At 41.1% G+C, this 14036-nt stretch carries 15 protein-coding genes; 13 read left to right on the top strand and 2 right to left on the bottom strand.

The features are described 5' to 3' along the window. Nucleotides 1-61: 61 nt before the first annotated feature. Nucleotides 62-784 (bottom strand): trypsin-like peptidase domain-containing protein, encoded by a 723-nt coding sequence (locus WC753_02235; GenBank protein ID MFA6080280.1) that lies wholly within the window; start codon nt 782-784, stop codon nt 62-64. Nucleotides 785-863: 79 nt separating this feature from the next. On the opposite strand from WC753_02235, the gene WC753_02230 reads away from it, so the two are divergent. From WC753_02230 to WC753_02170, 13 genes are all read left to right on the top strand, one after another. Beyond that, a complete protein-coding gene (locus tag WC753_02230; protein ID MFA6080279.1) occupies nt 864-1793 on the top strand; it encodes a gluconeogenesis factor YvcK family protein in 930 nt (309 codons plus the stop codon). Between the two features lie 184 nt (nt 1794-1977). Continuing rightward, on the top strand, nt 1978-3039 hold the full coding sequence (locus WC753_02225) for a metallophosphoesterase (protein MFA6080278.1): 1062 nt from the start codon (nt 1978-1980) through the stop codon (nt 3037-3039). An 89-nt stretch (nt 3040-3128) separates the two neighbouring features. Beyond that, the gene (locus WC753_02220) at nt 3129-3758 is read left to right on the top strand and encodes a queuosine precursor transporter (protein ID MFA6080277.1); all 630 of its coding nucleotides are present in this window, start codon (nt 3129-3131) and stop codon (nt 3756-3758) included. A gap of 707 nt (nt 3759-4465) precedes the next feature. After that, nucleotides 4466-4861: a hypothetical protein gene (locus WC753_02215; protein ID MFA6080276.1), complete on the top strand. Its 396-nt coding sequence runs from the start codon at nt 4466-4468 to the stop codon at nt 4859-4861. Between the two features lie 128 nt (nt 4862-4989). Further along, nucleotides 4990-5283, top strand: coding sequence for a 30S ribosomal protein S6 (gene rpsF / locus WC753_02210; protein ID MFA6080275.1), 294 nt, complete (start codon nt 4990-4992; stop codon nt 5281-5283). A 21-nt stretch (nt 5284-5304) separates the two neighbouring features. Beyond that, nucleotides 5305-5727, top strand: a complete 423-nt coding sequence (gene ssb, locus WC753_02205) for a single-stranded DNA-binding protein (protein ID MFA6080274.1) — start codon at nt 5305-5307, stop codon at nt 5725-5727. A 12-nt stretch (nt 5728-5739) separates the two neighbouring features. Next, on the top strand, nt 5740-5961 hold the full coding sequence (gene rpsR / locus WC753_02200; protein MFA6080273.1) for a 30S ribosomal protein S18: 222 nt from the start codon (nt 5740-5742) through the stop codon (nt 5959-5961). 35 nt (nt 5962-5996) lie between these two features. Next, nucleotides 5997-6206 (top strand): hypothetical protein, encoded by a 210-nt coding sequence (locus WC753_02195; protein ID MFA6080272.1) that lies wholly within the window; start codon nt 5997-5999, stop codon nt 6204-6206. 98 nt (nt 6207-6304) lie between these two features. After that, the gene (locus WC753_02190; protein ID MFA6080271.1) at nt 6305-6766 is read left to right on the top strand and encodes a transcription antitermination protein NusB; all 462 of its coding nucleotides are present in this window, start codon (nt 6305-6307) and stop codon (nt 6764-6766) included. 9 nt (nt 6767-6775) lie between these two features. After that, nucleotides 6776-7504 (top strand): ribonuclease III, encoded by a 729-nt coding sequence (gene rnc / locus WC753_02185; protein ID MFA6080270.1) that lies wholly within the window; start codon nt 6776-6778, stop codon nt 7502-7504. 74 nt (nt 7505-7578) lie between these two features. Continuing rightward, the gene (locus WC753_02180) at nt 7579-8625 is read left to right on the top strand and encodes a sigma factor-like helix-turn-helix DNA-binding protein (GenBank protein MFA6080269.1); all 1047 of its coding nucleotides are present in this window, start codon (nt 7579-7581) and stop codon (nt 8623-8625) included. A gap of 445 nt (nt 8626-9070) precedes the next feature. Further along, on the top strand, nt 9071-10555 hold the full coding sequence (gene proS / locus WC753_02175; protein MFA6080268.1) for a proline--tRNA ligase: 1485 nt from the start codon (nt 9071-9073) through the stop codon (nt 10553-10555). 119 nt (nt 10556-10674) lie between these two features. Further along, nucleotides 10675-11061: a chorismate mutase gene (locus WC753_02170; protein MFA6080267.1), complete on the top strand. Its 387-nt coding sequence runs from the start codon at nt 10675-10677 to the stop codon at nt 11059-11061. Here the strand turns inward: WC753_02170 and WC753_02165 are convergent. After that, nucleotides 11058-14036, bottom strand: a 2979-nt coding sequence (locus WC753_02165; GenBank protein MFA6080266.1) for a fibronectin type III domain-containing protein, incomplete at its 5' end; no start/stop codon positions are given. The genes WC753_02170 and WC753_02165 overlap by 4 nt on opposite strands.

The raw sequence follows: 14036 nt of genomic DNA, 5'->3' as shown, positions 1-14036 counted from the left end.
ATCCTTCTGAGATATTTAAAAATGCTCCTCTCGAAAGAAAGGAGCATTTTAAAAATACTATTTATCGTACAAAAGAATCCACTTCACTCTGTGTAAGGGGCAATGACCATCCTATCTGAGAGCTCCCTCAGACGATGCCAGTATTGATCCCGATGATTTTTCCATCTACATTGATAAGAGGCCCCCCACTATTTCCGAGATTGACAGGAATACTCGTTTGGATAAGTCCAACCATAGGAGTTGTTCCCAGGGGCACAGTTCTGTTCACTCCTGAGATAATGCCTTGCACGATAGACTGAGGATACAGCCCGAGAGTATTTCCGATACTGACGATGATATCTCCAGCACGTACATTTGCTTGAGAATTGATAAATTTTCCTACAGGGAGCGTGAGAGGTATATCTGATAGGAGTGTGAGAAGTGCGAGGTCATATGTGGGATGGATTTTTGAGACTTGGGCTGGCATTTTTGTACCATCTTGAAATTCAATAGTATAGGTAAATCATTCTTCCACGAGATGTTTATTGGTGAGAACGATACCGTCTGATCGCACGATAATACCAGTTCATTGTCTTGTTGTGACTTCATCGATTCATGATTTGGTTGCAGAAAGAGCGACCGTAGCTGGTCAGACAGTATCAAAAATGGTATGGAGGGCACCCTGCATACCCCCAGTATGTTCAGAGAGATTTCGGATATCCGTATTCAGGATAAAAAGAGTAGATACAACAGCCACGACGAGAGAAAGCGTGGCAATAAAAAGAGCAAAAAGAGTTCGGTTCATAAGAGTGATTATAGGAGTATTTTTTTTCTTGGTAGTCTAAAAGTTGAAAAATAGAAAAATTCTCTACTATATCACCATTATGCATATCGTACTTATCGGAGGAGGATCATGAATAGCCAATCTTCTCAAAACATTTCAAAAACATCCAGATATACAGCTCACAGCGATTGTCTCCACCTCTGATAGTGGTGGGAGTACGGGTGTTTTACGGCAGATGTATGCTGTACCAGCACTCGGCGATATTCGGAAAAATCTCTCCTCTCTTGCTGGCAAGGCAAGTATCTGGACCGAATATCGATTTCAGCATGGTTTTCTCGATGGACATCCAGTTGGTAATATATGGCTTCTCGGGCTTATCGAACAATATGGCGTAGGCGAATGACTGGCACGAGCTCATGAGATGCTGGGTATTCATACCCACCGTATTCTCCCAGCGACAGAAGAAATTCATGATATTCTCGTGACACTCAAAAATGGCGAGAGAATGCTCTGAGAAGATCATATCATTTCCCAGACGCATCTATCAAACCAGATTGCAACATTGGAACTCACCCCGAGAACTCACGCCTATTGACCAGCTACAGAAGCTATTCTTGATGCTGATTGTATCATTCTCGGACCTGGAACATTTTATACCTCTCTTCTTGCCTGTCTCTTGCCAGAAGGGATGCTCGATGCTCTCAAATGATCAAAAGCAAAAAAAATATTTATTGCTAATGCTTCCAATTTTCCTCCGGGACACTGTGATGGATATGATGTAGATATGTATCTTTCTGAGATGGAAAGATTTCTCGGTCACATAGATATCGATACTATTCTCATACATGATGGTACGGGAATAGACGAAAAGCAAAAAGTACCAGTCGGGGAAAGTAATCCTAAGAAAATTATTGATAACTTTTTATCAGATACCTTGGGCCCCAAGGTGAGCATACTTGGAGGTATATCTAGAAACACTTTACGACACGATGCCGAGAAGGTCCTGCAAACAATTAAATCCATTTTTTAAAACAATAAAATCTTGGATGGATCCGCCTAGGCGGATGACGAACCAATACCCTTCTTTATTATTTTTTCTCTCTTCTTTTTTCTCTTATACTATCATGCGTCATCCTATGTTTTTTCTCTATTTTTCTGTCTTTATATTTTTGTATATCATTCTCAATGCCTATATTTTTATACATGGATATTTTATGTTGGATGCCTTTTCTGTGCCACTCTCGGTATATATAGGTGTGTTTTTGGTTCTCGCTTCTTCCTATATTCTCGGTGAGACATTTCAGCACTATTATAGTTCTCTTTTTTCTGATGCGCTCATCACCTTTTGATCACTCTGGTTTGTTGGCATAGTTCATTTTTTCTTTGCAAGTCTAGGATATGATATTTTTAAACTCACGAACTATTTTTTTCATTTTATCTCACAAGAGGGGATGAAAATGGTTGCTTATCATCTCACATGGCTTACTGTGGTCGCTACGGTGGTAATGATCGTCGCTGGCTACGTCAATGCTCGCACGCCCGTTATTCGTGAGCAGACTATCATGGTTCATAAAAAGAATCCTGTAACAGACACTCTTCGTATCGCTGTTGCCAGCGATATTCATCTCGGCCCTATCAATGGTGGGTATCATGCAGAGCGAGTTGTCGCACAGATCAATGCTCTTAAGCCAGATCTTATCTTGCTCCCAGGTGATATCCTCGACTGAGAAGTCGATCCCGTCATACGTCGTGATCTCGGCGAACGTCTCCGTAAACTATCAGCTCAATATGGTGTGTATGGCTCTCTCGGGAATCATGAATATATCGGAGGTGTCGACCGAGCAGCGAATTATCTCATGGATCATACTATCACTCTCTTGAGAGATAGTATCACACCAGTTGCCGGTATCACACTAATAGGTCGAGATGATATCTCAGGAATGCAATTTGGGAAAATCAGAAGCAATCTCGAAGATCTCGTAAGCTTAACTGACCCAGAGACAGCACTGATACTGATGGATCACCAACCAAAGAATCTCTTTGAAGCAGAACAAAATAAAATCGATGTACAGTTTTCTGGTCATACACATAATGGGCAACTCTGGCCACTGAATTACATTGTTTCCCAAGTATTCGAATTGGCACGGGGGTACAAACAAAAAGGCAACACTCATATCTTTGTTTCTTCTGGTGTTGGGACATGGTGACCACCAGTTCGGACCAATGCTCGACCAGAGATTCTTCTTGTGACATTGAAGTTTCAGTCTGGTTCTTAAAAAGTCATAGTAACAGTCATAGTCATAGGCAGGAAGTATCTTGTTCGGGAACCTATAACGTATAACTATTAACCATCGACAATAAACGTATGAAACCTATTAAACCTATTGCCGCTCCCTCCTTCCGCTTTACTGTGCTGGTCAGTCTTTTCTGTGTGATTCTCATTATCTCAAATATTGCATCGACGAAAATGACGCAATTTGCAGGCCTGACTCTCGATGCCGGCACCATTCTTTTTCCTCTTTCCTATATTTTTGGAGATATCTTTGCAGAGGTTTATGGTTGGAAAACAGCGAAAAAGATTATTCTTCTCGGATTTGCAGCGATTGTTCTCAACGCCCTGATTCTGGCGATTGTGCAATATCTTCCTGTGGCGAGTTTTTGGGAATTTCAATCAAGTTATGAAAATATTCTCTGACTCGTCCCTCGCATTACGCTCTGAAGTATTTTTGGCTATCTGGCTGGCTCACTCTCAAATGCCTGGAGTCTTCTCTGGATTCGTCGACTCACAGGAGAAAGATGGCTCTGGGTACGTACAATTGGTTCAACCCTGATAGGAGAAACAGCTGATACAGCAGTATTCTGTACCATCGCATTTCTCGGAACTATGGGGCAGACAGATCTCCTCCACCTCGCCCTCTCAAATATTATTTTCAAAATTGCCGTTGAAGCACTCTGTACACCAGTGACCTATCGCGTGGTGAAGTGGATGAAGTAAGAAAACGTAGTACACAGTACATAAAAACTCAAAAGATCTTTCCCGTCATTCCAGCCAAGGACGAAGTCCGCGAGGTGGAATCTAGGACACAAAATTATTTCAATTTCAGGATTCATTTTCGTACTTTTGATGGTCCGCCTAGGCGGATACTGCAAAACCACTGAAAGGAAATAAACTCGCTATAGTCTAAATTCAAGATCCTTCTGGATTCATCCCGCTCAAACAGTATTTCCTCTCAGACTCTCATTTCTGAAGAGCTAGAGGAAAGGAAACTGCAAAAACTCCCCCTTATTTATGAGGGGGCGGAACAATAAGACTTGAAAATGGGGGTGTAAAAATCCTCTATTTCAAACCATATCACCCATAGAGCAAGACTCAAATATTTTCTTTTGGTTTCAAGATAGGGTATTGTATCCTTACAAGCTGTTCTCGTGCAACATTGACCCTGTGATTGGAGAGAAATTAACGGTTTCTCACCGCACTCCAAATAAAAATACAGAGACTGAAAAATGGTTTACCTTTTTCTATCATTGTTTTTCTCTATCGATGCCGTGTGTCCCGCTCATTTTAGTTATTATATATTGTCATATTTTTGATGACTAAAATGAGCGGGGTTGCACAGTACGATACGAAGCTGGGTGAAAATGCTTTCATTACCAAAGCAGAGTTAAGACCCTGTTTCCATGCTTGTCAGGGTATGTCATTTCGTGAATGACGCCACCGTATCCCGTACTCTTGTTGGCACAATAGATAATCTTTTTTATCGCCATCATAGTGGTACAGGAGCTTTTTCCTTCTCCCGAGAATTACCCAATTCCTCGGGAGTTTTTTATTTTCAAATAATTTATTTGATATACAAAGAAACATATTATAATGTTAAAACATATATTTTAACCTATTATTTTATGTGAGCTTTAGAAACTAATGATTCAGATCATCCTCAGGAAGGGGCTAGAGGAGGAAGAGGAGTAATTCGCTTGCGGACATGATTAACTTCAGGTGATATACATAGAGCAGCAGAAGAAACACAAATGCGCTTGGCAGAAACCCTCGGAGATGGTCCAGTTTTTAATGCTAAGAACATCCGAATTGCCCAAAGATAATAAATAACTTTTTTCTCCCGAGAATTACCCAATTCCTCGGGAGTTTTTTAAACAAAAAAACTCCGCTTGCATTACGAAATTATTTTGTATAATACCACCACTTTTATCTTTATTTCGCTCATCCAAGCATGAAAAAATACGAACTTATGATGATCGTCGATCCGATGCTCGAGGCACAAGCTCTCGAGTCGCTCATAGCAGATATACGCTCTGAGCTCGACGTTCACGGGATGAAAATAGAGGGGGAGACCAAGTGGGGAATTCGTGATATGGCCTACCGTATCAATGGTTCTAAAACTGGTCATTACCTCATCTATACTCTCTCGTCTTCGGAACCTAAGAAGATACAGGGACTTGAAAAAGTTCTCGGTATCAAGAAATGACTCTGGAGATATCTTCTGACGATTATATCTGCCTCATAATTTCATCTATTATTTTTTTCTATGAGAACAGTAAATAAAGTGATTTTGATCGGCAATATCGCAAAAGATCCACTGGTACGTACGACGATGGGCGGTGCTAAGAGTGCCCTTTTCGTTGTCGCCACTAACCGTGCCTTCAAAGATAAGACTGGAGCCACACAAAGCGAAGCAGAATTTAGTAACTGTATCGCATGGGGTCCGCTCGCTGATCGCTGCGAAGAATTTCTCCGCAAAGGTAAGCTCGTCTACGTCGAAGGACGACTCAAAACTCGTACCAAAGACAACGAAGATGGCACTCGCCTCTACCGCACAGAGATCGTCGTGATGAATCTCATCTTTCTCTCAAAACGAGAAGACGCCCCGATGGGTGATGAGCACCACGAGGTTACTCCTGAATCAGATATTCTGGACATCGATATGCCAGAAGATGAAAACGTTTTTTAACCCTTATATTGTATGTCAAAAAAGAAACTCAAAACCGTATGCCCTTTTAAAGAAGCAGGCGTTACATACATCGATTACAAAGATGTAGAGACACTCAAGAAGTATCTCTCTCGCTATGGTCGTATCACGCCTCGTTACTATACAGGCGTGAGTCTCAAATTCCAGAAGATGCTCGCATCTGCTATCAAAAAAGCTCGCGTTATGGCACTCCTTCCATATACTCTTGGTGAATAATCCTTTTCACTCTTCCTTTTTAATTTTTCAGTATTATGACATTTTCACCTAAAAAGAAAAAATCCAAATCAAAAACTCGTATCCGTACATCAGCATGGGAAATACGAGCAGGACAAAAACTTCTCGATCGTACACCATTTCTCCGAGATGAGGCAGGTATGATAATTGGCGTCACACACAAGGCATTTACGATAGAAAAACCAAAGGTGGTTAAAAAGCCAAAAAAAGTGATTCGAGCGAAATAATAAGAGAAAAAGAGAATAGAAAAAGAAGAACAATGGAATGAAAATAACAAACTTCTTTTGTTTTTCTTATTACTTTTTCTTTTTCTAAACTTTGATTTATGTCTTTCTCTCGCTCACGCACTCGACGATTCGTCCTCCAATCCCTCTACGCTCGTAGCATTGCGGGTGCTGTGATATCAAAGAAGGCACCATTTTTTGAAGATGCAGACCGGCTTGATGACGCCTATGCGGCACTTCTCGTGAAAAATATTCTCGAAAATGAAGGAAAAATTCTCTCCGTCATCTACGAATATGCTCCAAAGTTTGACATTAAGACACTGCCACTTATCAATGCTATTATTCTCTATATTAGTCTCACTGAAACACTGCTTCTCTGTCCAGAAGATGTCCCACCACGTGTCTCTATCAATGAAGCCATCGAACTTGCAAAGCGATATTCTGATGATCCGAGTAAAAATCTTATCAACGGCATCCTCAATACTGTTCTTGAAAAAACAAAAGCGATTCAGGATACGTGGAAAACACGAGAGCCACTGCAATACTCTATTTTTTCTGTGTAGTTTTTGCCCATGACAAACAATAATGAAAATCTCTGAATAGTTCTCGCAAAACTCGGCATCACGCCAAAGGATATTTCCCTGTATGAAACTGCGTGTATTCATCGATCATTTCTCAATGAAGCAGATAAGACAGTTTATGAACACAATGAACGTCTCGAATTTCTCTGAGATGCTGCACTTGAGCTCGCGATGACGCATCTTATCTTTAGAAAATATCCTGAAAAAGATGAAGGATGGATGACGGATTTGCGCAGCAGTTATGTACGGGGCACACATCTTGCTGAGATTGCTCTGCATTTTTGACTCGATGAAGTGCTCCAGATGTCACTCGGAGAACGGAATGCTGGTGGTAAAAAAAATCCCAATATTCTCGCAGATACACTGGAAGCAATATTGGGCGCACTCTATTTGGACAAAGGATTTGAAGAAACGCTAAAAATAGTTGAAGCGATTATTTTTCAATCAGAAAAAGTACGTTCTGAGATCAAGGATGCAAAGTCTCTTTTGCAAGAATTAGTCCAACAACATCTGATGCTGACTCCTCTCTATACTATCCAAAATGAATCAGGTAAAGATCATCAAAAAGTCTTTACTATAGAAGCCACTGTACAATGAGTAACAATCGGTGTCGGTGTAGGTGCCAATAAAAAGAAAGCACAAGAGTTTGCCGCTCAAAATGCACTTCAGAATCAAGAGGAATGGCAATATTTATTAAATTCAGAAGAAAAACTAAAATAATACAAAGATTTTCTTTTGACTTCCGTACAAAAATGAGTATATAAAGAGAGGTTAATTTTCTAAATTTATTTTTTATGTCTACACTTTCTGCTTCTGTCATAAAGTCTTCATTTGAATCACTTCTGAAACAGCTCAGCGATAAGGAATCATATGTTATTACTCATAGAATAGGTCTCTACGGTCACAAAGAAACACTCCAAGAAATAGGTGATAATTATAATATAACACGTGAACGAGTTCGACAAATAGAAGACAAAGGTGTCAAAAGTATTGGTGGGATGATCAAAGACACACCGCTTGCTGCTGTACAATCTATGGCTGCACAGGTTCTTCACGAACAAGGAGGCATTATGTCACGCGATGATCTCGTGTCTGCACTTATAAAAGATCTCGCGCTTGGCTCTATCAACAAAGGTATGATGGAAGTTATTCTTCAGGCTGATTTTGATATCCAAAAAAGTAAACCACGTCTCAATACTGTGACATACTTCCACGAGCCACAAATTACTCGAAAATCTATCGAATCAGTTCACTCGGAAGCAGTCAAACTCCTCAAGAAACGACGTGATGTGATGGAGCAGTCAGCACTCTATGACAAGATTTTTGAAACACTCAAACCACAATTTTCATTTCTCACACTCAGTCTCGTCGATTCTATCATGGACGTCTTTCTCGATATCGTCAAAGGCGAAAAGGTGATGATCGGTCTCGCATCTTGGCACATCCTCAATCCAAAAACTCTGAAAGACAAGGCAATTTACATCTTCAAGAAGACAAATAAACCAATGCATTTCTTGGAACTCGCAAATACTATCTCAGGTCATTTCACGACTCGGGTAAAAACCAACACAGTTCACAATGAACTCATCCGAAATAATGAATTCGTTCTCATCGGTCGTGGTATCTATGCACTTCGTGCGTGGGGCTACACGGCTGGTACCGTCCAGGACGTCATCCTCGAGATCTTCAATCAATTCAAGAAACCACTTTCTTCTGATGAGATCACAGCAGAAGTATTGAAAACTCGTATCGTCAAATCAAATACTATCTACATGAATCTCCAGAACAAAAAAGTCTTTGAACGAGTCGGACGTAATCTCTATCAGCCAAAGAAGAAATAATTATTTTCAACTCTCAAAAAACCCTCTGTAAAAAGAGGGTTTTTTATAACCCCCTTCTTGAAGGGGGATGAGAAATATGGGAATAAAGAAAGGGGGATTTATTTTTGGATGTATATTCCAATTCCTGACGGCCTTTTCGTACTTTTGATGGTCCGCCTAGGCGGATACTGCAAAACCATTGAAAGGAAATAAACTCGCTAGAGACTGAATTCGAGAACATATCTCATTCATCCCGCTCCGTTCGACGGCCTGAGACCGCTCACGGCTCGAAGGCAAACAGTATTTCCTCTCAAGCTCTCGTTTCTGAGGTGCAAGAAATAAAGATTAATCCTGCATTTTGTATTTTGTACTTTTTCTTTTGTATTTTTTTCACATTCCTTCATTTTGTACTTTGTCTTTTGTATTTTGTATTGATAAAGAGGGTTTTATTTTTATACTCTTCCCTATGACAAAAACAAAAATAACCATGGCTTCGCAGGAAGCGGATTACTCTCAATGGTATCTCGATGTTGCTCATCAGGGTGATATGTTTGAATATGCTCCTGTCACGGGTTGTATCACATTTCTTCCAAAGGCAGTCACGCTCTGGTCTCAGATCCGTGAGGTGATGACGACAAAAATGAAAGCACTTGGTGTCCAGGATATTCTGTTGCCTCTCTTGATACCTGTTTCTTTCTTTGAACGAGAAAAAGATCACATAGAGGGCTTTGCCCCAGAGTTTGCGACTGTGACGCATGTAGGGGGCAAAGAATTGCCAGAACACTATGCTATCCGTCCGACATCGGAGACACTTTTTTGTGATTTTTTTAAAAAACAATTGCAGAGCTACAAGGATCTCCCGATGCTCTACAATCAATGGGCCAATGTGATGCGTTGGGAAAAACGACCACGCCCCTTTCTTCGTACATCAGAATTTCATTGGCAAGAAGGACATACACTCCATAGTACGGAAGAAGAAGCGCAAGCATTTGCACTTCAAGTACTTCAGAAAATATATGTCGAAACGATTCGTGACTTTCTCGCTATTGACTGACTCGAAGGAGAAAAATCCCCGAGCGAACGATTTCCATGAGCGATTCGTACCTACACTTATGAATCGATGATGAGCAATGGTTGGGCACTGCAATCATGTACCTCTCATCTTCTTTCACAAAACTTTATGAAGGAATTTGAAGTATCGTATCAAGACAATAATGGGAAACAAGCGTATCCATTTTATACCTCATGGGGCGCTTCGACACGATTGATTGGCGCAATCATCTCATCACATTCTGATGACCGCGGGCTTATCATTCCGCCACGAATGTCTGAATACCAGGCGACACTTCTTCCTCTTTATATGGGCGACAAATCAGTCGTAGATGCTTATTCCGATACTATCGCAGAAGCACTTCTCTGAAAAAACACCGATGTGCCAGTACAGGGACAATATTTCCGCGCTCGGATTAATTTGAAAGGTGAGAAAGTACTCCTCGATGCACGTGACGTACGGCTTGGTGAAAAAATCAATGATTGGGAACTTTCCGGTTATCCTATTCGTATTGAATATGGACCACGGGATATTTCAAATAATGTTGTTGTAGTTGCCGATCGTATCTCTGGAGAAAAGCAAACAGTAGCACTTTCTGATCTGAAAAAAACAGTTGAGAATCTTCTTGAAAAATGACAAGCGACACTTCTTGAGAGAAGTCAGAAAAGACTCCATGACAACACTGTTGTATGCTCCAATGAAGCCGAGATTGCTGCAGCGGTTGAAGCAGGGAAATTTGCGCTGTATGTGTGGGATGGTGATGAAAAATTTGAAGCACATATCAAAACAACGTACAAGGCGACGACACGATGTATTCCATTTGCTGGGCAATTCACAGATGACTTGATGCCAATTATTCCAGCAGGTACGAAGAGGACCATATTTGCGAGAGCATTCTAAACAAAAAGCTTTTTGCAAATTAAAAAAGAAAAGATAAAAGAGAAGAAAGAAGGAAGTGGTTTGACTTAAGTACTCAAGCACCTACATACCAACACACTTGTTCTAAAACTCAATTTACGATGTCTTCCACTCTTACAGAACTTCGGGATCAAATTGATCACATCGATCAATCAATTATACAAGCTCTCCCTCTGTGAGGGGAAGACGAGGATTATCTCGATACGGTATTGGGGTTAACTTCCGAAGATAAGGAGATGCTTCGCTCCACACGATTATACTTTTCTCAGAGAGTGTGCGAGTTACTCTGAGAAAGAATGCAGATATCTCACCAAATTGGTGAAGCGAAGCGTGGAGAATGAAGAATAGAGATGATTGATGAAGAACGCAAAAATATAATGATACAATCTCGTGTCGCATGGGCACCGAAACATCTCAGAAAACAAGTGAAAAATCTTTATCATGCTATCCATGATATCTCTGTTCGTATCCAGCAACAAACTTACTAGAGAGAACAGGTGTCATGCGTCTTGTTATATTCATAGAGACGCTCAACTACCGTATACATCTCCTGGATTGTGAGAGGTCTGTCTGGTTCAAAAGTGTCGAGATTTCTGACGGTAAATCAGAGTTCCATAGCTTTTTCGATGACTTTTTTTTGCCAATTAAAGCTATTAGTTATTGGATGAACACAAATACTCTTCATCAGAAGAGAGTATGCTTCTATACGGCTGACAGATTGTAGTGGTTTGAATTGTTTATTAGTTTGAGATATGATTTTTCCTCATTGCGCTTTCTCGGCTACCTGACATGTGTAGGTGGGGACGAGAGATCCTGAGGTATCCGTATGAGACCCAAGACATATATAATTTTTCGCAAGAGAAATACCTCGTACCTTCAGAGATAAGAGTATGGTCTCAAGTCGAGTAGCATATCAGGGTCGTTTTTTCTCTGTGAGGGTTTTAGTGATAAAATCCGACAATATCGTGGTTGATATGGACTTGGTGGGCTCTTGTACGGAAGCACTATTCAATACTCATCCACCATTGGCTGAGGATGATGAAGAGGAGCTACCACCACTTGGTGCATTGCTTGTCGTTGTAAATGTCCCATCAGCAGAATAGGATGTACCAGTCGCATTGGTAGCATATCCACGGTAGTAATAGGTAGTACCAGCTGTGAGCCCTGTACGAACGTGTGTAAATACTCCAGTAGTTGTACCCCCTTCAGCAGTACAGTTTGTGACTGGAGATGCTGCTATTCACCAGCAGGTTCCACGAGCCGTGAGAGTATCAGGAGGGATGCCAACCGAAGTGACATTTGCTCCAAGAGTGGCACTCGTAGTAGTTATAGTATTTACAGTTGGAGTGGTAATGGTTGGTACAGAATCTTCCTCTTCTCCAAAAAGCGCAAAAACGGAAAAGTGAGGCGTATCACACGTCACTGTCTTATCGTCAGTATCTACACTACATGCTGAAAGTGGAGCCCAATCGCTTTCCCCATCAGAACTATAGATTTGGAGTGTATCCTCTTTCATACCCTCGATATCATCAGTCGTATAGGTTATAGTCATCGTGAGAGGTTCATCAAATTCAGAAATAACAGTAGAATCTTCAGTTACAGCCCTGAGCTCATAGACGAGGTTTTCTGCCATTGATTGTCCATGCGGTGCTGAGAGTGTTTCCAGGACAGTACTTTTATCGAGTTGTTGTGATTGGAAATTGGCATCTGAGTCTGCAAAGTTAGAAGGTATGATCAGTGTAATCCCATTCAATGTGGTTCCTTCAGAATCAGTATTTTCCAATGTGAGCGTACCTCCAGTCGCTTTCGTGATCTGTTCTGTCGATGTCTCTCTAACGGTAGAAGCAGCGGCGCAACCTATCGTGGTAAAGGTATTCCCTACGCTTGTCTCACTATCTCAATTTATATCACGAGACACTACTCGATAGTCATAGGTAGTACACGCTGCGAGACCAGAGAGCTGGACATTATGGCTTGTGGTACGTGGAGATATATCAATCTCATTTGTTGCTCATCTATTCGTCGCTGTAAGTCCATATTCTACAAAACTTGAAGATGCTGTGTCTGTATTCCATGTAATAGTTGCTGTTGCGCTGGTAATATTATTCATAGTTGGCACAATAAACGACTCGGAACAGGTTTCATCCTGCACTTCCCAAGTAGTACCCCCAGTATTGTATTTATCGAGCCAGGCAGAGACGGACGTATCCAGTCTTGTCCGAACAAGACAGTTACTGGTGGTGGAGAGCGACTTTATTTTTTTCATACCTGTCACTTTGGGGAGAGAAATTATTGTATTATTTTCCAGATTGAGAGTCCAGATAAGTGCGAGTCCTGTGCCATCAAATGAGGTGAGCTGATTATTATTGAGATACAAATGTCGCAATGCCTTGAGCCCTGATCCAGAAAAAGATGCTAAAATATTATTCCCTATATCGAGCGATGCGAGCGCTGGCATACCTGTCCAAACAAATGAAGAAAGTTGGTTATTTGAAAGATCAATATCTGTCAGAGTATTCAGATTTCATTCTGCAATATTCCATCCGTTCGTCAGATTGTTCCCAGAGAGATCAAGCGATATGACATGAGTTCATCCATCATTGCATGTGACACCGTACCAGCTACACACTTCTGTGTCAGTTCCCCACCCAGTTTTTTCTGTCCAAGAACTACCTCCATTATGGTCGTACATATACATAAGTGCTTCACATTCTGTCTTTGATACGTCAGTGATAGTATCACAAAAAGTAATGATAACTGGAGGAGAAATAGTGATAGTATTTGTACACATGACTGGGTCTGTTGTTTGCACTCCAGAAGAGATTACCACTGAAGCACTCTTTACTCATGCAGAATCATAGGATGTTGCAAGAGGATTACTCGTGCCAGTCAATCCGTCAGTTCCAGACCATACATAGGTAAATACCCCTGTGCCACCTGTTGCTATTGCTGTCCAATTGATGGTATCACCAGTCGTTGCATTGAGATCAGAGGGGCTACAAGTCGCTATAATCGGAATCACGCAGGCCACATTGTGGAGTTCCCAGTTATCCGTGGCATGTCATACGAGCCAGTCAGATATAGGAGTATCGAGTGAAGTACGGACGAGACAGTTATTTGTGGCAGATATCGAAAGAATACTCTCAACATCTTGAAAATCACTGATTAGGTTGTCCGTCAGATTGAGTGATGTCAGAGAACTGAATCAATTTCCAGAGAAATTGGTCAATATGTTATTACTCAGATTCAATGATGTCAGAGAACTAAGTCAAACACCAGAGAAGGTAGCAAATGCATTGCTACTCAGATTTAGGGTCGTTAAACTCGTCATCCCCGTACCAGCAAATGATGTCAGTGCGTTCCCTGAGAGATTGAGCGTCGTCAATCCTGTCATCCCCGTACCAGTAAAGGTGGAGAGAAGACCATTTGCAAAAGTTAATGATGTCAGCCCTGTATTGCCGCT

This window comes from Candidatus Gracilibacteria bacterium (assembly GCA_041660965.1).
GTDB lineage: Bacteria > Patescibacteriota > Gracilibacteria > BD1-5 > JAGOOR01 > JAGOOR01.
The sequence above is the reverse complement of the archived record's forward strand: the minus strand, read 5'-3'. Positions and strand labels throughout refer to the sequence as shown.